This window comes from Acinetobacter tibetensis (assembly GCF_023824315.1).
Lineage (GTDB): Bacteria > Pseudomonadota > Gammaproteobacteria > Pseudomonadales > Moraxellaceae > Acinetobacter > Acinetobacter tibetensis.
Genome location: NZ_CP098732.1, coordinates 2038380 through 2062782 on the forward strand (window position 1 = coordinate 2038380; position 24403 = coordinate 2062782).

General features: G+C 43.0%; 20 protein-coding genes. 2 read left to right on the plus strand and 18 right to left on the minus strand.

Translation table 11 applies throughout. The annotated features are described in order from the left end of the window. Window positions 1-31 precede the first annotated feature (31 nt). The 13 genes from M5E07_RS10080 to M5E07_RS10140 all read right to left on the minus strand — a co-directional run bounded on the left by M5E07_RS10080 (window position 32) and on the right by M5E07_RS10140 (window position 14603). Entirely contained in the window at window positions 32-2461 is a 2430-nt protein-coding gene (locus tag M5E07_RS10080; RefSeq protein ID WP_252218928.1) for a glucose/quinate/shikimate family membrane-bound PQQ-dependent dehydrogenase, read from the minus strand. A gap of 178 nt (window positions 2462-2639) precedes the next feature. Beyond that, the gene (locus tag M5E07_RS10085; RefSeq protein ID WP_252218930.1) at window positions 2640-3956 is read right to left on the minus strand and encodes a carbohydrate porin; all 1317 of its coding nucleotides are present in this window, start codon (window positions 3954-3956) and stop codon (window positions 2640-2642) included. Window positions 3957-4016: 60 nt separating this feature from the next. Then, window positions 4017-5477: a right-handed parallel beta-helix repeat-containing protein gene (locus M5E07_RS10090; RefSeq protein WP_252218932.1), complete on the minus strand. Its 1461-nt coding sequence runs from the start codon at window positions 5475-5477 to the stop codon at window positions 4017-4019. 27 nt (window positions 5478-5504) lie between these two features. After that, entirely contained in the window at window positions 5505-6365 is an 861-nt protein-coding gene (aroD, locus tag M5E07_RS10095; RefSeq protein ID WP_252218935.1) for a type I 3-dehydroquinate dehydratase, read from the minus strand. Window positions 6366-6509: 144 nt separating this feature from the next. Beyond that, complete coding sequence (gene pcaG / locus M5E07_RS10100) at window positions 6510-7139, minus strand: protocatechuate 3,4-dioxygenase subunit alpha (protein WP_252218938.1); 630 nt, start codon at window positions 7137-7139, stop codon at window positions 6510-6512. Window positions 7140-7154: 15 nt separating this feature from the next. Continuing rightward, the gene (gene pcaH, locus M5E07_RS10105) at window positions 7155-7880 is read right to left on the minus strand and encodes a protocatechuate 3,4-dioxygenase subunit beta (RefSeq protein WP_252218941.1); all 726 of its coding nucleotides are present in this window, start codon (window positions 7878-7880) and stop codon (window positions 7155-7157) included. Window positions 7881-7906: 26 nt separating this feature from the next. After that, on the minus strand, window positions 7907-8341 hold the full coding sequence (gene pcaC, locus M5E07_RS10110) for a 4-carboxymuconolactone decarboxylase (RefSeq protein ID WP_252218944.1): 435 nt from the start codon (window positions 8339-8341) through the stop codon (window positions 7907-7909). Window positions 8342-8355: 14 nt separating this feature from the next. Further along, window positions 8356-9711, minus strand: coding sequence for a 4-hydroxybenzoate transporter PcaK (gene pcaK / locus M5E07_RS10115; RefSeq protein ID WP_252218947.1), 1356 nt, complete (start codon window positions 9709-9711; stop codon window positions 8356-8358). Window positions 9712-9753: 42 nt separating this feature from the next. After that, complete coding sequence (pcaD, locus tag M5E07_RS10120) at window positions 9754-10530, minus strand: 3-oxoadipate enol-lactonase (RefSeq protein WP_252223783.1); 777 nt, start codon at window positions 10528-10530, stop codon at window positions 9754-9756. 8 nt (window positions 10531-10538) lie between these two features. Then, window positions 10539-11894: a 3-carboxy-cis,cis-muconate cycloisomerase gene (gene pcaB, locus M5E07_RS10125; protein WP_252218950.1), complete on the minus strand. Its 1356-nt coding sequence runs from the start codon at window positions 11892-11894 to the stop codon at window positions 10539-10541. 22 nt (window positions 11895-11916) lie between these two features. Next, window positions 11917-13122, minus strand: coding sequence for a 3-oxoadipyl-CoA thiolase (gene pcaF / locus M5E07_RS10130; RefSeq protein ID WP_252218953.1), 1206 nt, complete (start codon window positions 13120-13122; stop codon window positions 11917-11919). A gap of 130 nt (window positions 13123-13252) precedes the next feature. Continuing rightward, the gene (locus tag M5E07_RS10135; RefSeq protein WP_252218956.1) at window positions 13253-13909 is read right to left on the minus strand and encodes a 3-oxoacid CoA-transferase subunit B; all 657 of its coding nucleotides are present in this window, start codon (window positions 13907-13909) and stop codon (window positions 13253-13255) included. A 13-nt stretch (window positions 13910-13922) separates the two neighbouring features. Further along, on the minus strand, window positions 13923-14603 hold the full coding sequence (locus M5E07_RS10140) for a 3-oxoacid CoA-transferase subunit A (RefSeq protein WP_252218958.1): 681 nt from the start codon (window positions 14601-14603) through the stop codon (window positions 13923-13925). 291 nt (window positions 14604-14894) lie between these two features. Between M5E07_RS10140 and pcaU the strand changes: the two genes are divergently transcribed. Next, window positions 14895-15707, plus strand: coding sequence for an IclR family transcriptional regulator PcaU (pcaU, locus tag M5E07_RS10145; protein WP_252223785.1), 813 nt, complete (start codon window positions 14895-14897; stop codon window positions 15705-15707). A 131-nt stretch (window positions 15708-15838) separates the two neighbouring features. On the opposite strand, the gene M5E07_RS10150 is transcribed toward pcaU, so the two are convergent. The 5 genes from M5E07_RS10150 to mnmG all read right to left on the minus strand — a co-directional run bounded on the left by M5E07_RS10150 (window position 15839) and on the right by mnmG (window position 23621). Further along, entirely contained in the window at window positions 15839-17161 is a 1323-nt protein-coding gene (locus M5E07_RS10150; RefSeq protein WP_116758875.1) for a basic amino acid/polyamine antiporter, read from the minus strand. A gap of 9 nt (window positions 17162-17170) precedes the next feature. After that, on the minus strand, window positions 17171-18049 hold the full coding sequence (locus M5E07_RS10155; protein ID WP_116758874.1) for a homocysteine S-methyltransferase family protein: 879 nt from the start codon (window positions 18047-18049) through the stop codon (window positions 17171-17173). A 307-nt stretch (window positions 18050-18356) separates the two neighbouring features. Further along, window positions 18357-19571: a 3-(3-hydroxy-phenyl)propionate transporter MhpT gene (gene mhpT / locus M5E07_RS10160; RefSeq protein WP_116758873.1), complete on the minus strand. Its 1215-nt coding sequence runs from the start codon at window positions 19569-19571 to the stop codon at window positions 18357-18359. Between the two features lie 266 nt (window positions 19572-19837). Beyond that, window positions 19838-21601, minus strand: a complete 1764-nt coding sequence (locus tag M5E07_RS10165; protein ID WP_252218961.1) for a tetratricopeptide repeat protein — start codon at window positions 21599-21601, stop codon at window positions 19838-19840. A 139-nt stretch (window positions 21602-21740) separates the two neighbouring features. Next, window positions 21741-23621: a tRNA uridine-5-carboxymethylaminomethyl(34) synthesis enzyme MnmG gene (gene mnmG / locus M5E07_RS10170; RefSeq protein ID WP_252218964.1), complete on the minus strand. Its 1881-nt coding sequence runs from the start codon at window positions 23619-23621 to the stop codon at window positions 21741-21743. A 263-nt stretch (window positions 23622-23884) separates the two neighbouring features. On the opposite strand from mnmG, the gene M5E07_RS10175 reads away from it, so the two are divergent. Further along, entirely contained in the window at window positions 23885-24229 is a 345-nt protein-coding gene (locus M5E07_RS10175; protein WP_252218967.1) for a hypothetical protein, read from the plus strand. Window positions 24230-24403 lie beyond the last annotated feature (174 nt).

Below are 24403 nucleotides of genomic sequence, written 5' to 3' on the forward strand. Positions count from 1 at the left end.
TGCAGAAGGACTCTCCAAACAATAATACGTTTTAGTCTTCTAAACTATAAGCAATCACATAATCACCATGATCAGGCGACTGACGTGCACCGCCTGCAGAAATGACCACGTATTGCTTACCAGTTTTTGGTGAAATGTAGCTCATTGGCGTACCCTGACTCCCCACAGGTAAACGTGCTTTCCACAATTCTTCACCATTGGATGAATTGAAGGCACGTAAGTAGTAATCCTGTGTTGCTGCAAAGAACACTAAACCACCCTGTGTTGCCATTGGACCGCCAATGGTTGGCATACCAATCGGTGCTTTTAAGCCCATTTTGATACCCATTGGACCTGTATCTTCGACTGTACCCAAAGGAACCTGCCATGCAATTTGACGAGTTTTCATATCAATTGCAGTCATGGTCCCAAATGGTGGTTTTTGACAAGGAATGCTTAACGCTGACCAGAATCGGTTTTTGTTGACTTTGTATGGTGTGCCTTTCATTGGTACTGCACCCATACCTGTATTCACTTTCTCACCGCCATTGGCTTGAATCGCTAAGTCTTCAGGCGTTTGTTTAATCAACTGAATCCAAAGCCCTAAACGCATGTCGTTCACAAACATATATCGATGCGTTGGATCGAAAGCAATAGAACCCCAGTTCATGCCACCCAGTGAACCTGGGAAGCTCAATGAAACATCTGTCCCTGGAGCTGTAAATAGACCTTCATAACGCATTGATTTAAAATTAATACGACACATCAATTGATCAAATGGCGTAGCACCCCACATGTCTGATTCAGTCAGCGTTTGATTACCAATTTGTGGCATTTCAATGGAACGCGGTTGGGTCAAACTGTATTGTTCATTTGGAATATCTGCCGCTTTAACAGGCTGTTCAACGACTTTGGTCAATGGTTTACCTGTAACACGGTCAAGCACAAAGAACTGACCAGACTTGGTACCAATGACTACAGCAGGTTTAGTCGAACCATCTTTGAGTGGGAAATCCACCAAACTTGGTTGCATTGGTAAGTCAAAGTCCCATAAATCATTATGAACGGTTTGATAGACCCACTTTTCTTTACCTGTGGTCGCATCCAGTGCCAATACCGAAGTATTGTATTTATGATCCAATGGTTGGCGGTTTGCACCCCAAAGGTCAACTGATGAACTTCCCATTGGTAAGAACACTGTATTCATTTGAGGATCATAAGACATTGCCGCCCATGAGTTGGCTGAACTACGTTTATAAGTTTCACCCGGTTTTAACACATAGTTTGGATCTGGATTACGCGGATCGAACGCCCAACGTAGTTTACCTGTAATGACATCGTATGCACGAATTACACCACCCGGCATGTCTGCACCTACGTTATCGGCAATACGACTGCCAATGACAATCGATGTACCTGCAATGGTCGGTGCCGAAGTCACTTCAAAACGCGGTGCTTTGGTACCATCACCTAAGCCTTCAAGCAAATTCACAGTCCCATCAACACCAAAGTCTTTACAACGCTCACCTGTATCAGCATTGACTGCAATTAAACGACCATCAGGTGTGTTGGTATATACACGACGAGGGCAAGCCGTATTGGTTGCGACTGCGGTTACGGCTGTTGCACCTGCCAAGGTTGGCTGTACCAATGCTTGTGTCGAATCAAAATAAGCAACGCCACGGCAACGCTCCCAAGCATCGGCTTTAGAGTTGACTTCTGCTTTCCAAATTTGTTTACCTGTGTCCGCATCTAAAGCAATCATGTTGTTATGCGGGGTACATAAAAAGACTTTATTACCGACCTGTAATGGTGTCATTTGATCTTCTGCACCATTACCCGAACCTGTGGTCATATCGCCTGTTTGGAAGCGCCAAGCTTCTTTGAGTTTAGATACGTTATTTCGGTTAATTTGGTCGAGTGCAGCAAAACGGCTACCGCCTGCATCACTACCATAATGATCCCAATTGACTTGCTGTTTATTTGGTTCAACGGGCACAAGCGGTAATTCCTGACCCGATGCTTGAACGGTTGGGTGTGGAATAAACATACCGTACAAACCACCCAACATACCCAAAACAGTCAATCCCCCAACCACATAAGCTGGTGCTGACATTGCTGTTTGTTGCTGGTATTTACGAATGGATGGCAATGTGAATAACACAGCAGCAAATAAGCCTGCTGGGAACATTAAGCGTGAATGTAGTGGCCAGAATTCCAAGCCTGTATCAATCAATGCCCAAATGACAGTGCCTACAAAAACTAAACTGAATAATCCGACCCCAAGGGCTTTTTTTCGAAAAATGAAAATCGCTGAAACGATCGTCACTAAGCCTGCAATAAAGAAGTACCAAGAGCCACCTAAACTGATAAGCTTTCCGCCACCAATTAAATAAAATAGGCCTGTTAACAATAAGGCCAAGCCTAGGATAAAACACCATATTTTAAATATGGCTCCTGGCTTAGATTGAGCTTCAGACATACATCTTACTCCAAGTGCCGTGAGTTTAAATGACCACTCCCTCTCTCCTTTGAGTATCATTTATCATCACGAATAAATTCTTGTACTTTCGCATTTACAATGCGAAAGCCTTGACTAAAGTGTTTAAACTGGACAGCACTATTGACTATATTTTAACCAAATTTAAATCTAAGTGCTGTTAAAAATTGACTTTCATGGTTAAACCAGCCACCCACGCGTCTTCTACTTCTTTTACCCCTGTCGGTTGGTAGATGTATTGCACGTTGGGTCTGAGCATGACCGCTGGTGACCATTGGTAGGTGTAATTGAGTTCTACATTAAGTTCATCACGTTGAATCGGGACATAGTCTCTCGCAACCGCATCGTAACTGTAATAACCACGACCTTCATTGGTGGCGATTTGCTTGTCCGTTGCACGATCATTCACGACATAATTGGCTAAACCAAAACCGATGGAGTCATTCGGGCGACTGTCAAAAGGCCCTTTGTACCAAAGCGCGAGTTGTTGTGTACTTTCTACAAATGTTGTGGCCTTATCGTTCACTACACCATTAAAGCTAATGTATAAACCACGCTTCGGATCTGCCCCATGCTGTGTGAGTTGCTGTTGTGCATTCAACCAAAAACTGTATTTACCATCTTGCATTTCGCCACTACGAATATCTTTTGCTTCGGCGGTGGAATACAGTGCACCTACTTTATATTCCCCAGGCAAGCCATTAAACGCGGCTAACTTTGGTTTCCAAGCCAACTCTAAAGGAATGGTTGCACCCTCAACATTGTCCATATCGAGGTTAAAGCCATCACTGTCTGAGTCTGTTTTGACATTGTCTGGGTTGACTTCATAGACCCCAACACCAAGTGACCAGTCTGGTGCAAATTGGTATTTAAGATTGGTGCCCCATAAACTGACAGGCCAGTTGTACCAAATCGAACCGATGGATTTTCCAAGCTGTCCGCCACAAAGCAGCAAGTTCTGAAATTCACATTGTGAGCTGTTAAAATCATCCGACATACCCATACGTCCAATCTTGAATTGGACGCGGTTATCATCAAATCCTGTTTTGATCCAAGCCTGCGTTAAGCGCCAAATTTTGCCACGCCCGTAAATTTCTTGGCTGTTGCCCAAGGTACTGGCACGAGGGTCTTTAATGCGTTCAAGCGTTAAGGCGTTACCATCACGTTTGGTAATCATTAAGCCTGCGGTGGTATTTTCCCAACCTGCAATTTTGTTTAAATCGAAATTAGCGCCTAAGGTCAACTGTGCAGCATTTTCAAAACTATTGTCATCGTTATAACCACCAGCCAAATTAGTCGCTGCTTGGCTCATAATTGCAGCGGTAAATTTATAACCTTGATCTTCCAGTTGCTTCCGTTCACCGTTCCAATCACCCAATAACCATTGACGGTCTGCCGAATAAAATTCATTGGCTGAAGCCAATTGGCAAGTTAAAAGCACCAAAGATAATGTGCCTAGTTTTAATAGTTGTTGCATACCAAACATCCTTTTCTGTGAGGAAAGCTCAACTCAGGTAAGCTTTCCATGCGGTTTTTATTATTTAATACGAACGGCTGGACTCAGTTCAGAAGTTGCACCCAAGTGGTCTGTGACATTGGCAGTGACATTGGCCACACCACTTGCCACTTTCCACGTTGCTTGACCCTGACCTTGTGCATTGGTTGTTACAACTTGCATTCCTAAATACTGTTCAGCTTCTTGAGCATTCGCTTGGCGATTGGCAAAAAATTCAACGTGGTAGCGTTGATTTGGCTGTGCTTGAACTGTAGCAGTGACTTGACCTTTGCTATAGCTTAAACGTGGCGCTTGGATATTTTGGTTTGGCATGGCATTACAGCCTTGTTCATTCGGCTGTGTACAAGTTTTTTGAAGTTTTGCATCTTCAATCACCACACCGCCACCACGAGAACCGACAAAGCCAGCATGTTCAAGCGCAGGCACAGCAAAAACAATTGCGCCTAAACGTTGATTAGGCACACAAGAACCACCTGCTTCACAACGCTTAATATCTTTACCATTGTCCCAAATTAAGTTTTTGGTCAAGGTTGTACGGGCATTGGCATCTTTTTCTGAACGAATGGCGATGCCTAAACGGTTACCATGAACTTTATTACTGTCAAAAATGTTGCCATTACCCGTTAAGTTAAAACCAATTGAGTTGTTGGTCAGTTCGTTATAGGCAACATAGTTACGTTTGCCCCAGTTAATTTGCAAACCATCGGAGTAGTTTTCAAATTTGTTGCCGACCACGGCATTATCATTACCCCAAAGAATCTCGATGCCCTGAGATGGTTCTGGGTTGGCTTTGGTTGAAGTGAACAGATTATTGGCCACAAGGTTAAATGCCGCACCACGCGTCAGCTCTAAACCATCACCATTATCTACAAACACGTTGTTCAAAACTTTGTTGTTATTGGTGGTGGTTGAGGTCGGATTGCCCTTGCCATCATCACCTGTCAGCATCACGCCTGAACCACCGTAGTTATTACTAATACGGTTATGTTGAATCAGGTTATTGCTTGAACGGTTAATCAAAACACCAATACAGAAACGGTGAATATCCAGACCTTTTAAGGTCACACCGTTCACATCTTGTAGAACCAGACCGGGTAAAGTCATGGTACGAACATTGGTACCATACTGTTCAGGGTTAGCGCCTGGGCAAGCTTTCGCACCCTCACCTTTAATATAGTTTGAACCATCAATGGCAATAAACTCGCCTGTTTTGTCCCACTGTGTCCCAATAATTTTTACGGCAGATTTAATCGGTGGTAAAGCTTGATTCAGCTTAATGACATAAGGAGCTTTACCTACAGCTTGAATCTGAATTTCATTTTCTTGCGTCGCATTGGCATTCGATTGTTCAATTGCCCAACGCAATGAACCTTTTGCACTATCATCCTGATAGCGGTCAACTATATAAGTTTCTGCACTGGCCAAACCAGAAGCAGCCAAACTTAAAACCAGTGTAGTTAAACGTAAAGTTGATAATTTCATGTTCAAATCCTTTTATATCTTGAAGTCTTAAGGTGTAGGCTGCACAGTTTTAAGGAACTGCTTAAGTTGAGTCACATCAATTTGACCTGGTGCTGAAGCCTCACCAATCATGCCGAAACTGAGGCTCCCTCCCATGTTGGCAGTCGCTACACGTGAGATCGTGCCTAACTGTCCCATCGACATGGTAAGTAAGGGTTTTTGACTTTTTTGGCTTACAGTAAGGGTTGCATTCATCAGGGTAAAGACATCTTGTTTTGACTTTGGCATCACCGCAATTTTTAGAATGTCGGCACCCATCTGATCTTGTTTTAGCAGACGGTTTTCAATTTCTTGTTGTTCGGGGGTTTTGGCAAAATCATGATTTGACATGATCACCAACACGTTCTTTTCATGTGCCAATTTGGTTAATTTCGCCACACTGCCTGCATCACGGAACATTTCGATATCCAGCAATTGCATGAATGGCTTTTTCAAATATTCACGATAAATCTTTTCATAGTCTTGGTCAGACACCGTCATTTTTCCGCCTTCGTTATGGGTACGAATGGTGGCAATTAAGGGTTTATCTTTTAGAGTTTGATTTAATTGCTGACCCAGTGCGATGACTTTTTTTGTGTCCGCAGAAAATTCAAGTAAATCGATACGGAACTCAGCCAAATCTACATCTGGATTACTCGCAATTACTTTGGCTTGTGCAAGCGCTTGTTCAGCAGTTTTTGCAGTGATCGGTACAATAGTTTTGACAGGTAAATCACCAATATTGACGTTTTTGACCATATAGTGTTGTGCATTAGATTGAGCTGTTTCTGCTGCAAATGTCGCTGGCATTGCTGCGATAACTGCGCTGCTTAAGCAGAGTTGCATTGCTAATTTTTTGATGGTAATCATTACAGTTCCTTGTATTTTCAATACTATTGCCTGACTTCTGTCATCAATGGCAAATATACGTGGGATTCATGCAATGGGACATGCAATCACCACGTATAAACTTTTTTCTCTTTCATAAGCACAAGCTTTCTTGCGCTTATGAGCTTAGATATCTAGAAAGACTGTTTCGTCTTCGCCTTGTATACGAATGTCAAAGCGATACACCACTTCACCATCACGCTCTTCACGCTTGGCAATTAAAGTCTGACGACGTGGTGCCCATTCAATGCCTTTGAGCACAGGATCTTGTGCATTTGCTTCAGCTTCATCTTCAAAGTAAACACGCGTGTTTAAGCCAATGTTAATCCCGCGAGCAAAAATAATCAGTGCAATATGCGGTGCTTGAGTTGTTCCTTTACGACCCGGAACAGCACCCGGTTTAATGGTATTGAAACTCCAAAAACCAGTTTCAAAGTCTGCACCTGTACGCCCCCAACCAAAGAAATTAGGGTCAACTGCTTTGCCTTGAATATCAGCCGCACTTGGATACACACCGTTGGCATCCGCCTGCCAAATCTCGATTAAAACATCACGTAATGGTAAACCTAAGCCGTCAAACACCTGACCTTCTAAGCGAATACGTTCGCCTAAGGTTTTTTCTTGAACTAACTGATTGTTGAAGTTGTTTTCAAACACTTCGATGTTGGCTTGTTTTGGTAACAAACCAATGTGTACATATGGTCCACCTGTTTGAGATGGAGTTTCATGCAATTCTTGAAAGTTCCAATTGTTCATGTTGTTCTCCCTGAATTAAGTCAAATCATTTTCGAAATAAGTCGCACGACGACCACGTAAAGTGATGTCAAAGCGGTAACAACGGCTGTCTGCTTCAATAAAGTTGCTCTTGTCTTCTAAAGCAATCAATGCACGACGTTGTTGTTCCGAAGGAATGGTTTTAATAATTGGACACGAATCAATTAGCGTATCGCCTTCAAAGTAGAACTGCGAAATGAGACGTTGCGCCCAACCATCAGCAAGTAAAGAGAAATGGATATGCGCTGGACGCCATTCATTAATACGGTTACGCCAAGGGTACGGACCCGGTTTAATGGTACGGAATACAAAATAACCATTGGCATCGGTCATCATGCGACCACAACCACCAAAGTTCGGATCCATCGCACCAATAAACTGGTCATTTGGATGACGATAACGACCAGAAGCATTGGCTTGCCACACTTCGAGCAAGGCATTTTTGACTGGACGACCAAACTGATCACGGACATAACCATGTACAATAATGCGCTCACCAATCGGTAAACCTTCTTTGGCATAGTTCAAGATCAAATCGTTATCTTTAGGCCCAAACTGCTCCGCACTAAACTGCGGTGAAGTCACTTCAGTTAAAGTTTCTGCAATTGAGATCAATGCATTTTTTGGCGAGCGTAATACACTGGTTTTATAGCCGGGTGCATATGCTGGCGGATGATCATCGGTATTACGTTGTGCATAAGCACCTAAAATAAGTTGCGACATGTGACGTCCCTCTTAATCTTGTTCCATTACTCTTGATTGGTTTGTTCTTGGTTGAGATGCTGTTCGCTCAGCTTTTGCGGGGCAATGCCCAAATCTGCAAAAACCTCTTCTGCCATATGCATGGCTGCATTGGCTGCCGGTAGACCTGCATAGAGTGAGCAGTGCAGAATCAATTCTTTTAAGTCGTCCTTAGTCACACCATTGTTAAAACAAGCACGTAAATGCATACGCAATTCGTCTTCACGACCTAGAGACAATAAAATTGCAATCGTCACTAAACTGCGGGTATGGCGTGGCATGCCCGGTCTAGACCACACTTCACCCCACGCAAAACGGCTGATAAAATTTTGAAAATCTGCATTGAAATCATTTAAGTTCTCAATCGAACGATTCACATGCTTTTCACCTAGCACTTCAGTTCGGACTTTGATCCCTTGTTCATAGCGTTGTTCATCATTCATGGGAGAATCCTCAATTAAGTTGCGTCAGTATGTGCAACAAGTGATTTAACAAAAATTGCGACAGCCGCTGTCGTTGCAGGAATCATGAGCAAGCTCAAAATTGCAGTAAATGACCAGTCATTGCCCAGTAAAACTGCGCCGATCCATGCACCAAATACCGCACCGAAACGACCAATTCCAGACATCCACGCCACACCTGTTGCACGGCATTGGGTTGGATAAAAACGAGCGCTGAGTGCTGGCATTGCCGACTGCGCACCATTAATTGCAACACCTGCGCAAAGCACTAAAATGGCAAGTAAGGTTGGATTTGCTAAGCTCTGCCCTACGGCAAAAGCAAAAATTCCAGCGACAAAATAGAAGCCTGCAATAATGCGGTTCGGGTTGAAACGGTCCATTGCCCAGCCAATAAATAAAGCACTGAGGACACCGCCAAACTGGAATAAACCACCGATAAATGCAGCACGCTCCATCGTTGCGCCAGTTTCACGCATTAAGGTTGGTAACCAACTGGTGAGCAGATAAATCATCACCAAACCCATGAAATAGGTCAGCCACAATAAAGCTGTGCCTTTGACATATTTCTGAGAGAACAGCATGCCAAACACACCTTTCTTCTCTGCACCTTCGTTTTTTTCTTCAGGTACATGAAACTCAGTGACACCCTGTACTTTTTCAGGTGCAATACGCGTTAGAATGTTGCGAACTTTTTCGCTGTCACGACCTTTCACAATCAAGAAACGATAGGATTCTGGCAGGAAGAAAATCACCACGATCATCAAAATTAGTGGCGACCAACCGCCCAGTAAAAACAAGCTGTGCCAACCAAAAGTTGGGATCAACCAACTGCTGATAAAACCACCTGTCGCCATACCCAAGTTGTAACCACAGAACATGCAGGTCACGAGTAGCGAGCGAGAGCGCTGTGGGCAATATTCAGAAAATAGCGTGGTTGCATTCGGCATCGCCGCACCCAAACCAATACCCGTTAAAAAGCGCAGTATCACTAAAGTGTTTAAGTCAGTTGCATATGCCGATGCCAAAGTAAAGCCACCAAAAATCAGCATCGAAATACTTAAAACAATCTTGCGCCCAAAGCGGTCAGCGGTTGGACCAGACACCAACGCACCAATAATCATGCCGCCTAAAGCCGCACTCATGACTGGACCCAATTGCGAACGGTCTATCCCCCAGTCTTGTGCTAAAGCGGGAGCAATAAAACCCATTGCCGCAGTATCAATACCGTCAACAAAAACAATGAGAAAACATACAATTGCGATAAGCCACTGATATTTGCTAATCGGTGCATCATTAATCAGTGCTTGTGCGTCTATACTCGTTTTTTGAGTAGCGTATTCCTGAGACGCCATACCTGCCTCCTTGGGCTGAAAGTCCTTTTAAAAATCCTTAAACTATTGAATCGATCCAATAAACTGACTGAGGGTTTGATTAAACAACTCAGGCTGTTCGATATTGGAAAGATGTGATGCATCAATCACTGTGAGTTCACTCTTTTGAATCTGTTGTTGCATAAAGACACCATCTGCCACTGTCGTGACTGGGTCAAATGCGCCTGCAATCACTAAAGTTGGAATCTGAATCTGTTGAATTTGAGTAGATAAATCCGCTTGGGCAAGCGCTTGGCAAGATTCTGCATAGCCCAGTGCTGGCGTAGTCGCTAAAGACTGAATGGTACGCTGTGCCAAAGCATCATGTTGATAATCAAACTGTTCGCTGAACCAACGGGTATGCGTAGTTTTGACCAAATCTGCTAAGCCATTGACTGTCACAGCATCTGCACGGGCATTCCAACCTTCTTCAGTCCAAATTTTGACTGCTGAGTTCGCCACAGTTATGCTATGAAAACGATCCGCATGGTGAATACCGAGCCATAAAGCCGTCATGCCGCCCATCGAAATTCCACAGAAATGTGCTTTTTCAATGTTTAAACCATCAAGAATATCAATCACATCTTCTGCAAGATTTTGTACAGTGGTCTGCTCAATCACATCGCTTTGCCCATGACCACGTGTGTCATAAGTCACTACTTTGAACTGCTGTTCAAAAGCAGCAACTTGTGGCTGCCACATGCCTTTATCTGTACCCAACGAGTTTGAAAATACAATCACAGGCGCATTGTCTTGCCCACTGATTGCAACAGATAAAGTCTTGCCTTGACGATTGGTCATCGTGATATTCACTTTGCCTCTCCTTTTGCTTCTTGCAACACCGCATCAATCTGGTCTTGAATATTGCCAAGATAAGATTCGGGTTTAAAAATTTCTGAAATTTGAACTGCACTAAAATAGGCTTTGACTTGATCGAGTTCAGTCATGACCTCTTTTAAGTGAACACCTTTTTCAACGGCTGTTTTACATGCTGCTTCCACCACATGATGAGCCTGTAAGCGCCCTAGATGTGGCGCCAATGCCATCATCACCGCTTCTGCCATAATTAAGCCTTGCGTACATTCCAAATTGCGCTGCATGTTCTCTGCATTAACTTGCATCCCTTGTAACACCTCCAAAGTTCGCTCTAAAGCACCTGCACAGAGTTGGAAAATTTCAGGCAATGCTAGCCATTCCGCATGCCATCCTCCTAGACTGCGCTCATGTTCTTGCACCATGCTTTGATACAAACTCGACATCAACACAGGCACACGATTAGCGGCTGCCAAAACCGATGCCGCCGCGACAGGATTACGCTTATGTGGCATAGTGGATGAGCCACCACGCCCTTTCGCTGCCGGCTCAAACACTTCTGCAATTTCAGTTTGCATCATCAACGACCAGTCACGCGCCATTTTGCCCAGACTACCTGTCACTATCGCGAGAACACTCGCCACTTCGACAATACGGTCTCGCTCACCATGCCAAGTACAGCTTGGGACTGAAAGTTGTAACTGCGCTGCAAATGCTTGCACAACTGCTGTGCCTTGTGCTTGTAATGAAGCCAATGAACCGACTGCACCGCCTAATTGCGCAGTAAAAACACGTGCTTTCATGGCGTCAATACGGGCTAAATCACGACGAAAGGCCGAAGCCCAGCGTGCCAATTTATGCCCCAAAGTAATCGGTAAACCTTGCTGCAACCATGTGCGTCCAATCATGACTTGTGAGCGATACTGTTCTGCTTGAGCCAAAGCTGTGCGGTAACATTGGTGAATTAAAGCTTCAACATGCGTCATTGCAGCACGACATTGCAAAATACAGGCAGTGTCTAAAATGTCTTGACTGGTTGCGCCCCAATGCACATAACGTGCAGCATCTTCATCATTTTGTTTCACAATCGCAGTCAATTGCTTCACAAAAGGAATCGCAATATTGCCTGCCAAACCTGTTGCAACCGCTAAAGCATCAAAATCAAGCTGATCGAGTGCAGTTGATGCAATGTTTGAAATTGCTATTGCCGCAGATTCTGGAATAACACCGACCTGAGCCTGTGCTTTTGCCAAGGCAACTTCAGCCTCAATCATGTAAGACACCAAAGCACGATCACTGAAAATTTCAGTCACCTCGTTTTGGTAAAATAAGCTGGCATATAACTGGCTCATGATCGCTATCCTTAACTCTGCTTTAAACCCGCTGAATAATCATTGCAATGCCTTGACCAACCCCAATACACATCGAACACAAGGCATAGGTTCCACCCGTTTGTTCTAATTGGTTTAAAGCCGTGGTGACTAAACGTGCACCCGATGCACCGAGTGGATGACCAATCGCAATCGCCCCACCATTTGGATTCACTTGAGTCGTATCATCTGCCAGACCGAGGTCACGGGTAACCGCCAGTGCCTGTGCCGCAAACGCTTCATTCAGCTCAATCACATCCATCTGTTCAAGGCTAAGATTGGCTTGTTTAAGAAGCTTCTTAATCGCTGGCGCTGGGGCAAAGCCCATGATGCGCGGTTCAACCCCCACAGCCGTAGATGCAATAATCTTGGCACGGGGTTTGAGGTTGTACTGTTGAATCACCTGTTCTGACGCAATCAGTACAGCAGCCGCACCGTCATTGATGCCTGACGCGTTTCCCGCTGTGACGGTGCCTTCTGCTGTGACGACTGGCTTCAGTTTAGCCAAACCTTCTAATGTGGTCGATGCACGAGGATGTTCATCTGTGTCAACCACAATCGGATCACCCTTACGCTGCGCAATACTTACAGGGACGATCTCATGTGTAAAAAAGCCTTGAGCTTGCGCGGTTGCTGTGCGCTGTTGACTCGTCAAGGCAAACTGGTCTTGATCTGCACGATCAATATGAAATTGTTGTGCCACATTCTCTGCGGTCTGTGGCATGGTCTCTACACCATATATGGCTTTCAGCTTAGGATTGATAAAACGCCATCCCATGGTGGTGTCTTCAATCTTCTGGCTACGCCCATAAGCGGTTTCCGACTTGCCCATGACAAAAGGTGCACGAGACATGCTTTCCACACCCCCTGCAATGATCAGGTTTGCTTCACCCGCTTTAATCGCACGTGCTGCCATCGCAATCGCATCCAACGATGAACCACATAGACGGTTGATGGTGGTTGCTGGAACTTCAACCGGTAAGCCTGCAAGCAGTGCAGACATACGACCCACATTACGGTTGTCTTCACCGGCTTGGTTGGCGCAGCCGTAGATCACGTCATCAACTTGGGTCCAATCGACACTGGGATTACGTTGCATCAAGGCTTGAATCGGTACGGCACCCAAGTCATCGGCACGGACTGGAGCGAGTCCACCCGCATAACGGCCGAATGGGGTACGGATGGCATCGATGATATAAGCGTCTTTCATATCTATTCTTCTCTTAATCCTCCCCCTTGCGAAGCTATGCTTCTCATCCTTTAAAAAGGAGGGAGACTCACCGCACTTGTTGCTGGAAAAGTCTCCCTTTAGCAAAGGGGGATTTAGGGGATTCCAATCATTAATTCTGTTGTGTCGCATCCACCAACGGAGCACCCGTCATCGCCTGCAATTCTGCAAAGCTTAGACCGTCGACTTTCTCAATCACTTTTAAGCCTTCAGCAGTGACATCAATCACGCACAGGTCGGTATAGATACGGTCGACACATTTCAAACCTGTCGCGGGATAGCTCAATTCAGCCACGATCTTCGGTTCACCTTGTTTGGTCACATGGTCGGTGGTGATAAAGACCTTCTTAGCACCGACGGCTAAGTCCATTGCACCACCCACAGCCGGAATTGCATCGGGTGCGCCGGTATGCCAATTGGCCAAATCCCCATTGGCCGCGACTTGGAAGGCACCGAGAACCGCAATATCCAAATGCCCACCCCGCATCATGGCAAACGAGTCCCCATGATGGAAAAAGGCTCCGCCTTGTAACATGGTCACGTATTCTTTGCCTGCGTTGATCAGTTCAGGATCTTCCTCACCTGCGGCGGGCGGTGGACCAAAAGCCAATAAACCATTTTCAGAATGTAAGAACACGTCTTTGTCTGAAGGCAGGTAGCTGGCAATCTTGGTCGGTAAGCCAATACCGAGATTGACATAAGCGCCATCAGGAATATCTTGTGCCACACGTTCTGCAATTTGGTTACGGCTGAGTTTTTGATAGCTCATGATGTTCTCCCGATTACACAGCCACAGGTTCAGGTTGAACCTGTACCACATGTTGAACAAAAATACCTGCGGTGATGATGTGTTCAGGGTCTAATTCACCCAGTTCCACCACTTCAGACACTTGAGCAATGGTTACATTGGCTGCCATGGCCATGATTGGGCCGAAGTTACGTGCCGATTTGCGGTAGACCAGATTGCCCCAACGGTCGCCTTGCTGGGCTTTAATCAAAGCGAAGTCGGCTTTGATTGGATATTCCAGTACATAATCTTTACCGTCGATGTGACGGGTTTCTTTGCCTTCGGCCAATAAGGTGCCATAACCTGTTGGGGTGAAGACTGCGCCGAGTCCCATGCCCGCAGCTTGAATACGGCAGGCTAAATTGCCTTGAGGGACCAGTTCCAATTCGATTTTGCCTGCACGATAGAGTTCATCGAAGACCCAAGAGTCGGACTGACGCGGGAACGAACAAATGACTTTTTTCACGGCACCCGCTTTGAGTAATTTAGCCAGACCATAGTCACCATTACCAGCATTGTTGCTGACGATGGTGAGGTCTTTAATGCCGAGTTGAATTAAGCCATCGATCAGTTCAGCAGGTTGTCCTGCTGTACCAAAACCACCGATCATGATGGTTGAGCCGTCTTGTATCTGGGAGAGCGCTTCCATTAAGGTCGCTGCACTTTTATCTATCATTAGATAACTCCATTGTGCATCATGCAAAATTTGAAAAGGCACGGAAACCCAACTTATACTGGAGAGCAATTCAGCTAAAACAACATTCCCTAGTCTTTTAGTTCGATTTCCTTATCCGTTCATTTTTTATCATTTTTTAGCGCTGGACTAGATAGCTACAGGCGCTTTTGTTCGATGATCGAACATTTTTACTTATTATCGAACAAAACCTGATTTTTTCAGTCAGATTTCACGCTATAGTAAAAATATAAACACAATACATATCAGGAAAGTATCTAAATGAATGAGGAATTGCACAAAACTGAAAGATGGCTTGAAAATAAAGACAATAAAAAAATCATTCGACATGAAGATTTTGTGGCTGGCATCAGTAAAGGTATGGCAATTCTGGATTGTTTTGGCGCTGACCGTCATCGTTTAAATATTTCAATGGCTGCTGAACGGACTGGGATGACCCGCGCGGCAGCACGGCGCCACTTACTCACCCTTGAGTATTTGGGCTATTTAGAATCGGATGGTCATTATTTTTATTTAACCCCTAAAATTTTAAAATTCTCAGGTGCTTATCTCGGTGGTGCACAACTTCCTAAAATATCTCAACCGCTATTGAATCTACTGACCAACCAAACGTCTTTAATCTTTTCTGTGATGGTACTGGATGGATATGAAGCCATTACCATTGCACGTAGCGCTGCACATCAACAAACAGATCGTGTTAACCCCTATGGTTTACACTTAGGAAATCGTTTACCCGCACATGCAACATCCGCAGGGAAAATTTTATTGGCTCATCTGGAACCGAATGAGCAACATGAATGGCTTGAAAAATATCCACTACAACGTTTAACCAAATACACCCATACTGACAATGCAACATTTTTAAACTTGCTGCATGAAATCAAAGAACAAGACTGGTGCTATTCTTGTGAAGAACATGAGTTAGGTGTCCATGCGCTTGCCGTACCGATTTATCAACAAAGATCTAAAGTGATTGCCGCATTGAATATTGTGTCCCCGACTACCCGTACCACTAAGGAATACCTGATTCAGCATATTCTACCTTTGTTACAAGAAACGGCACGTGAGTTGCGCAATATTTTATAAAAAGCCTAGATAAATAATCCAAGTCTATAGGCTTATTGTGACGCTTTAATCGTAGAAAATTTGTTGAGTTATTTTATGACCTGCCAAAAAGAAAAACCGCTCAGTTATCGCGGTTTTTCTTTTTATTCACTTTACTCAAATGCCACCTTTTTATGCGTGAATCGACTATAGAAAAATACAAGCAACCCCAATAAATATAGGCAACCCGACAGCAATAATAATGATACACCTGCCGCATAAAGCAACCATGCTGCATAGATGACTGCGACTGCGGCAATCCAAATATGCTTACTACGTTTATGTTTCACAGATTCTTTTAAATAGAATGCAGAAACCAAAAAGTATGGCAGTAAAATCATTACTGATGAAATCAGCAATAATTGCGTATAGTTTTTATCAAAGAAACACACCGCAATCAAAGAAATTTGCACCACAATAGACGTCAGCCAAAGTGAGGCAATCGGCACACCATTCTGATTGATTTTTAAAAACAGAGAAGGAAAAGCTTTATTTTTTGCAGCTAAAAATGGAATTTCCGTTGCAAATAAAGTCCAACTTAAATAAGAAGAACTAACCGAAATAATCAAACCTAGCGTAATAATAATGGTACCAGGCAGCCCAATCAGTTGCTCCAATATGGTTGCCATAGAAGGGTTATGCATATTGGCAATTTCAGCTCGCCCTGTTACACCATAAGCCAGTACCGTCACCATGACATAGAAACTCAATGCCAGCAGCACACCCAAAACAGTTGCACGACCAATATCTTGTCTATTCTTGGCGCGGGACGATAAAACTACAGCGCCCTCAATACCCGTAAATACCCATAAGGTAATTAGCATGAGATTACGCACCTGTTCCCAAACAGGCAACTGTAAAGAAAAGTCGATAAAGTTGAGTTTGAATAAATCAAGCTGGAAGGCAACAAAGCCGCAGGCAATAAAAATCACCAAAGGGACAATCTTGGCAATCGTCGCAATAAGATTCACCAATGCTGCTTCTTTAATCCCCTGACTCACCAGCCAATGTACAATCCAGACAAAGATTGATGAACCAATCAATGCATACAGGGTATTGCCTTCACCAAAATACACATGCTCTGGACTATCAGTAAATAAACCCACACCAGAAAAGGCAATTACCACATATCCAACAATGCCTATGGTGGTACAAAGCCAATAGCCCCATGCAGAACAAAAGCCAATTAATTCACCAAAACCTTCTCGGGCATAATTATAAATACCACCATCCAAATCAGGTCTTTGCCGTGTTAAAAAAAGCAGTGCAAAGGCAAGAAATAGAATTCCTACGCCTGTTATAAGCCAAGCCATTAGCAAGGCTTGGCCATTTGCGACTGCAGCCATGTTTTGTGGCAAACTAAATACCCCTGAACCCACCATAGAACTAAACACTAAGGCGGTTAAGGAAAGTAAGCCAATTTTAGCTGTAGACATAAGAAAATCTTACTGTTTAAAAAATTGAGAAAGTTCTGCAATATGTTCAGGACCAATACCACAACAGCCCCCAATTAAGGTTGCTCCCGCAGCTTGCCACTGCTGTGCAAAGCTTAAATATAATTCAGGATTTAAATCTGCACGGATTTCATCTAAACCATCGTTAGCGGTAGCTTCACTTTTCTGTGGTGGAAATGCGTTGGCATAAGCCCCAATTTGTACTGTTTCGGGTAATAATTTTTTAATTTGGATAATGGCTTGCAATACCACTTCTGGTTGACAACAGTTAAACAATATTGCGTTGGCACCAAGGCGTTGTATCAACTCAGCCACTTGTTCAAGGCTTTCGCCAGAACGCAATAATGGTTGTTCTAACTGAATTTCATCTTGTAAGGTAAATGACACCCAAAAATCGCGACCATCTTTAGGCAATAATCCATGTACGGTTTCGACTTCTTTGAGGCAAGATTGTGTCTCTGCCAACCAAAAATCAACATGCGGTGACAAAGTTTCAATAATTGGCGTTGCAAGGGTTTTCGCTTCTGCTTCTTTAAATAAATCTGCACGGTAAGAACCAAATAACGGAGGCAAACAACCTGCAATGCGAACCTCTTTTCCACTCTCCTCAACCGCTTTTTTCGCTTGAGTTACAGCGACATTCACCAAGCTCGTTACTTCATTTTCAAAGCGTTGTTCGCCAATATGAAATGGAACCACTGCATAATTATTGGTGGTAATAACTTCGGCACCGGCCTGAATAAAGTCTAAATGTACCTGTTTCACAATGTCTGGTGCTTCTGTTAAAGCCAGCGCAGACCATTCAGGTTGTCTAAAAGGTGCGCCTCTACGCGCAAGTTCACGACCAAAACCGCCATCTAAGATTTTCATAAAGTTAAGTTATATTAAATAAAAAAGCTGATTATAGAGAAACTCTTAAAAGATTTAATGCTTGAATCCTCCAAACAATATCTTTATTTCAGCTAATCAAAATTCATTTTTCTAATAACTCATGTTGATATTATGCATATCATTTTAAAAAAGTTGATATTTATCACTTTTTGAGACGACAAATTAGTGTTCCTAATTTTTAAAGCCAACGATTGATATTTAACGTTTGGCATAAAATGCTAAACGCACAAATGTAAATCATCACACTTGTGCGTAGCTCATTATGATCGGAGCATAAAATATTATTTTATTTTTGCGCTTGCTGAGCTTTAAAACGTGATAATGCAGCGACTGCAATTGCAGAAAGAACAATTCCTGGAGCACTTGCCACCAAAATACCCGTTGTGCCTAAACCTAAGGCTAAAATTTTACCCGTTAGTAATGGGCCTGTCATTGCACCTAGGCGTCCTAAAGAGATTGCGCTGCCTACACCTGTGACCTTACCCGCTCCTGAGTAAAAAATTGGGGAAATACCATAGAGGATAGATTGACCGCCTGTAGAGAAAATCCCTCCAAGCACACCGGCAATAATTAATACCGTAATGACTTTACTGGTGAACAGTAAAAATATAGCGATAAATAAACCTGAATAGATAATCGCCGCCATCTGCCATAATTTTAGTCGATCCAACAAATAACCAAAGCAAAGCGTACCAATCACAGCACCTACCTGAAACACCAACATCACTAAAAAGGCTTGCTGCTTTTCTAAACCTTGTTCCATCAATAAATTGGGTAGCCAACTAATTAAAATATAGTTCACCATCAAGGTAAAAAAGAAACTTACCCAGAGTGGTAAAGTCTGTTTAAATTTTTGCTGCTGAAATAATACTTCAGTCATTGCAGGGACAGGTGCTAGGTCAGCATTTTCGACAAGCGCCGTTTGCTTCGGTTTATCTTTTAAAATAAATGCCATGAATGGAATAAGGACTAATGGGGTAATCCCACCAATCAAGAACAATGTCTGCCATGGAATATCTTTAAAATAAATCGCCAGTCCTGCAACAAAAATTGCGCCAACAGGCAAGCCACAATACATTAAACTGTTTAATTTACCGCGATTGGCTTCCGTTGCTTCATCACCCACCACTGAAATCATGGTCGGCATGGCAGCACCTAAACCAAGTCCCGTGAAAAAGCGAGCAAGATATAAAACTTCTATATTCGGTGCGATTGCTGTAATACTAAAAAATACCCCAAAGATCGCAATAGACAACATAAGGACTTTCTTTTGCCCTAAATAATCAGCAAAGCGTCCGCCAAAGAATGCGCCAAACAGCATGCCAAATACACCAAGGCTAAACACATAGCCCATTTGTACTTGATCTAAACCAAAGGTTGCTGCGATTCCTTTTGCTGCAATACCAGGGGCTTGTAGGTCAAAACCTTCAAAAAAAGCCACCCAAAAACACAAAAATACGATGAGGAATTTCTGCATTTTTCCCGTGTTTGTTTGAGCCATAATTGATCTCCATCAATAGTTTGCAAGTTGGCTAAAACTTGTAGGGCTATTTTGAAAGGTATCACTGGCTAGAAATAGCACGACAATGGTCGGGATTCATTCCCTCTAATTTTTAAATGATTCGTCTATTTAGAGCTAAACCCTTATAAAACGATAGCTAAAAGCTCTTATCAAATTATATAAACTATAAAATACAATATCTTATAAAAATGAAAGCTATTAACTATACAGTTATAGTTAATAGCAATCGTGGTGAAAATTTACTGTTATTTTTTCCAAAAAAACCATTTGTTACGTTTCGGACGCTTTTGCTCAACACGAACAAGTCCACTCAACGCTTCACTATTCATTTGCTCATACATTTTTAAATACTCAGGATTTAATTGCCCTGCGATGTATTCCGGATAATATGCTGTTGATGGTGTCCTTAATGACCGCTCATACCATTTTTCTGCAAGATCTAAATCTGAGTTAAAATAAAGTCCATTTTCATACATATACGCAATCTTGCATTCAGCATATTGGTCTTTCTGATCAGCCGCTTTCTGAATCCAATATGCCGCTTCTTCTAAATCTTTTTCGGTATAGAAACCATTTAAATACCAATAACCCACTTGATACTGTGAGGAAGCTTCACCTTTTTGAGCATTCAGTAGAAACAACTTGAAGAATAATTGCTTGGCTTCATCCATATGCAGAAAGGAATCAATCTTTCTAATCTGTTCAGAAATTTGCTCAATCGAATAATCACGCGCATTTTTGAGAACGTGTTGAGCCTGTTGCAGTGGACTATCTTCGGTAAAGGATGCAAGCAGTTGCATCGCTTCCACCTGCATTGCATCTATACCGTCAATGCGTGCATCTAGTACGACATTTAAATGTTTTCGAGCCAATTCGAAGTCTTGCTCAACACCTCGCCCTTCTAAATACATACGCCCCAAACTTAAATCTGCCGCTATCACTCGCCCAGCGACTTGTTGATACAGTCCAATTGCCATATCTAAATCAAGCGGTACACCTAAACCATGCTCATATTTATCTGCCAAATTATTGATTGCAACTAAATTACCTAAATCAGCGGATTTTTGATACCAATAGACACATTGCTCGTAATCCCGTTTTGTCCCAATTCCATCTTGATACATCCAAGCTAAATGATAGTAAGCATTGGCCAAAACACCTTTTTCAGTTTCAGGCGCTTGAGATGCAATTCGATGATACAGATAGAATGCCCGCCCCGGATGAATCACATGGTCGCTTACCACACCGTAATTCGGATAAACTGGATTGACCAAGAAACAGGTTAACCAGCCAAAACGATAATAGGCTGCCAGTCCCAATGTCGCTGTCCAACAACCCTGTTCAGATGATTGTTGCAAGAGCTGCAAACTTTTTTGTAAATCCTGTTCGGTACCCTGTGCTCGCGCATAACATCCTGCCAACTGATATAGCGCAATACTATCCATTTTGGACGCGGCTTCTCGATACCAGTTAAAGCTTCCTTCCAAACTTTTTTGTAAAATTCCACCAATAAACAATTGCTGCGCTAACTGACACATCGCAGGACTATATCCCGACTGCGCAGAATGACGTAGTAAATCAATATAGCGTTGAAAGTCACGTTGTTGATAAGCTTGATCTGCCAAATAATATTGATAAATACCCCGATATTGCTCGGCTTTATCTCTAATTAATTGAAGAATTAACGCTCCATGCCCTGTTTCATATTCAGCAAAATAATCAATACGTGCAACCAAGCCCAAACTTTTAGATACTTGCTGCAAAGGTAAAAACCATCGTGTAATGGTATAGAGCCCCGGAACGTCTCCCATTTTCATAATTTCACCAGATGACTCAGGTTCATCTGGTCGAACCAAAGCTCTCAGCATCTGCATAGGAGATTCAGCTTCTGGTGGCATTAAGTTCACTCCAACCAGCTCTCCATCATTGGTTTTAGCAACGTCCCAAACTTTCATAATGGCCTGATCAAATTGATAAAACTCACCACTTTGATTGAGCCAGATAACCACATCACCCTCGCGAATCTATTCTCCGCTTGTATATTGTAATGACATCTCTCTACCTTATTTTTTATTGTGTTTTATACCGCGCTGATTTTACCTAAAAAAAAGCCCGCATAAAGCGGGCTTTTTTAATAACTTTCAAAGATTAAGCAGATTTCTTGGTTTGTGCATTCTTACGAATCGTAATCATCACCAACTGTATTGCTGCTGGCGTTACACCCGGAATACGACCTGCTTGCGCCAAAGTATCTGGACGCACATCTTTCAATTTTAAAGTAATTTCACGAGATAAACCTGAAACCACATCATAATCAAAGTCGGCTGGAATTTTAGTTTCTTCCAAACGCTTCATTTGCGCGACATCTTCATGCTGACGGTTAATATAACCTGCATATTTCACTGCGATTTCAATTTGATCGCCTACTTGCGCAGACACTTCAGAACCTGTGAGTTCTGCAATTTGAGCAAATGAAATATTCGGACGTTTTAACAAATCAATCGCAGAACACTCTTTCGATAAATCCGCACCTGTCATTTCAACAAACTTTTTACCCATCGGGTTATTTGGTGCAGCCCAAAGGTGTTGTAAACGGCCAGTTTCTTGTTCAACAGCTTCCATTTTTTCACAGTAAGCTGCCCAACGAACGTCATCCACCAAGCCCATTTCACGACCCACTGGAGTTAAGCGCTGATCCGCATTATCTTCACGCAACATCAAGCGATATTCCGCACGCGAAGTAAACATACGGTACGGTTCTTTCGTACCCAATGTAATCAAGTCATCGACCAACACGCCCATATACGCTTCATCACGTTTTGGCGTCCATTGTTCCTGATCCCAAGCACGACGCGCAGCGTTCAGACCTGCCAACAAACCTTGTGCACCCGCTTCTTCATAACCTGTCGTACCATTAATCTGACCTGCAAAATACAGGTTATTAATCGCTTTGGTTTCTAAAGTAAATTTCAATGCTTGTGGATTGAAGTAATCGTACTCAATGGCATAGCCCGGACGCAAAATATGCGCATTTTCCATACCACGAATCGAACGTACCAATTCAAACTGCACATCAAATGGAAGTGACGTTGAAATACCATTTGGATAAAGTTCATGTGTATCCAAGCCTTCAGGCTCTAAGAACACTTGGTGTGAGTCTTTATCCGCAAAACGGTGAATTTTGTCTTCAATTGATGGGCAGTAACGTGGACCTACACCTTCAATTACACCTGTGTACATTGGTGAACGGTCTAAACCACCACGGATAATGTCGTGGGTTTTTTCATTGGTATGGGTAATGTAGCAGTTGACTTGTTCTGGGTGCATAGATGCATCACCCATAAATGACATCACTGGAGACGGGAAATCACCAGGTTGAGGAGTCATCACAGAAAAATCAACTGAACGTGCATCAATACGTGGCGGTGTACCCGTTTTTAAACGGCCTACCGGCAGATTTAACTCACGTAAACGATGTGCAAGCGAAATTGAAGGTGGATCACCTGCGCGACCACCACTTGATTTTTCAAGCCCAACGTGGATTACACCACCTAAGAAAGTCCCTGCTGTAAGTACGACTGTTTTCGCATCAAAGCGAATACCCATTTGGGTCACAACGCCTTTTACAGTATCACCTTCAACAATCAGATCATCTGCTGCTTGTTGAAAAATATCCAAATTGGCTTGGTTTTCCAAAGTGTCACGAATCGCAGCTTTATAACGTACACGGTCAGCCTGCGCACGTGTTGCACGTACCGCTGCACCTTTACGTGAATTCAGAATACGGAACTGAATACCACCTTTGTCTGCAGCCAGTGCCATCGCACCGCCCAAAGCATCAATTTCACGGACTAAGTGCGATTTACCAATGCCACCAATGGCTGGGTTACAGCTCATCTGCCCTAAAGTCTCAATGTTATGAGTCAGGAGTAAAGTCTGTCGACCCATACGCGCCGCAGCAAGCGCTGCTTCCGTACCTGCGTGACCGCCACCGATAACAATGACATCGTAAACTTTAGGATAATGCATAGTGGTATAGAGAGAAATAAAAAGAATGACAGAGTATTATATCAAATTTTGCTGAATAAGTTGACCAAACAACTCAATTTTATTTTTAAAAAATTTCCTATTGAATGTTGCATATCGCTACACAAATACCATTGATCAGCCTAATAATTAAGCAATTTATCACAATTTTTCAGCATTATTTACCTGATCTACACTGTTTTATTTTGGCTATTTTTTATTCTATTAAGGAGTAACCTTAAAAATATAGGAACAAGGTACGCATCATGAATAAAAATATTCTACTCTCTGCTGTGCTCTGCGGTTTATGTCTTACTCCATTTGCGACTCAGGCAAATGATAAAGTTGAAACCACGTACAACGCGCAAAAATATATGCAGGTCTGCAAAGGAAAAACTCAAGGCGCTCCTGTCAGTTTTGCTTACCGCGGCATTATTTGGAATGGGACCTGCGAACCACAATTCTTTAGTAGCAATAAAGCAGTGAAGGGAAATGAATCCGAATTAATGACAGCATGCCAAACCGATATGGCAGCCAAATCTGTCATGATCAATGGGATGGAAGTGAAAGGAAAATGTGCTTTAGGTTTCACTGCACCTTATCCTAAGTAAATAGTAAGTAATTTACAGACAGTTATCCTCCACAAAGTGGTTGAAGTATTTCATCTTCGACCACTTTTGTTATGGCGTGAATATCCTCCTCCCCCCTCAGTTTCGGTTCAATAAAATACAAAAACTCATAATGAGAACCCAAGGGTCACTTTTACAGCCAATTTGATAATAAAA

What these genes read in the sequence shown, in the direction of transcription:
- M5E07_RS10090 (WP_252218932.1), bottom strand. Translation starts at nt 5,477, where the DNA reads ATGAAATTATCAACTTTACGTTTAACTACACTGGTTTTAAGTTTGGCT.
- pcaG (WP_252218938.1), bottom strand. Translation starts at nt 7,139, where the DNA reads ATGAACAATTGGAACTTTCAAGAATTGCATGAAACTCCATCTCAAACA.
- M5E07_RS10150 (WP_116758875.1), bottom strand. Translation starts at nt 17,161, where the DNA reads ATGTCTACAGCTAAAATTGGCTTACTTTCCTTAACCGCCTTAGTGTTT.
- M5E07_RS10155 (WP_116758874.1), bottom strand. Translation starts at nt 18,049, where the DNA reads ATGAAAATCTTAGATGGCGGTTTTGGTCGTGAACTTGCGCGTAGAGGC.
- pcaC (WP_252218944.1), bottom strand. Translation starts at nt 8,341, where the DNA reads ATGAATGATGAACAACGCTATGAACAAGGGATCAAAGTCCGAACTGAA.
- pcaK (WP_252218947.1), bottom strand. Translation starts at nt 9,711, where the DNA reads ATGGCGTCTCAGGAATACGCTACTCAAAAAACGAGTATAGACGCACAA.
- mnmG (WP_252218964.1), bottom strand. Translation starts at nt 23,621, where the DNA reads ATGCATTATCCTAAAGTTTACGATGTCATTGTTATCGGTGGCGGTCAC.
- mhpT (WP_116758873.1), bottom strand. Translation starts at nt 19,571, where the DNA reads ATGGCTCAAACAAACACGGGAAAAATGCAGAAATTCCTCATCGTATTT.
- pcaB (WP_252218950.1), bottom strand. Translation starts at nt 11,894, where the DNA reads ATGAGCCAGTTATATGCCAGCTTATTTTACCAAAACGAGGTGACTGAA.
- pcaD (WP_252223783.1), bottom strand. Translation starts at nt 10,530, where the DNA reads ATGACCAATCGTCAAGGCAAGACTTTATCTGTTGCAATCAGTGGGCAA.
- pcaF (WP_252218953.1), bottom strand. Translation starts at nt 13,122, where the DNA reads ATGAAAGACGCTTATATCATCGATGCCATCCGTACCCCATTCGGCCGT.
- M5E07_RS10080 (WP_252218928.1), bottom strand. Translation starts at nt 2,461, where the DNA reads ATGTCTGAAGCTCAATCTAAGCCAGGAGCCATATTTAAAATATGGTGT.
- M5E07_RS10085 (WP_252218930.1), bottom strand. Translation starts at nt 3,956, where the DNA reads ATGCAACAACTATTAAAACTAGGCACATTATCTTTGGTGCTTTTAACT.
- pcaH (WP_252218941.1), bottom strand. Translation starts at nt 7,880, where the DNA reads ATGTCGCAACTTATTTTAGGTGCTTATGCACAACGTAATACCGATGAT.
- aroD (WP_252218935.1), bottom strand. Translation starts at nt 6,365, where the DNA reads ATGATTACCATCAAAAAATTAGCAATGCAACTCTGCTTAAGCAGCGCA.
- M5E07_RS10175 (WP_252218967.1), top strand. Translation starts at nt 23,885, where the DNA reads ATGAATAAAAATATTCTACTCTCTGCTGTGCTCTGCGGTTTATGTCTT.
- M5E07_RS10135 (WP_252218956.1), bottom strand. Translation starts at nt 13,909, where the DNA reads ATGAGCTATCAAAAACTCAGCCGTAACCAAATTGCAGAACGTGTGGCA.
- M5E07_RS10140 (WP_252218958.1), bottom strand. Translation starts at nt 14,603, where the DNA reads ATGATAGATAAAAGTGCAGCGACCTTAATGGAAGCGCTCTCCCAGATA.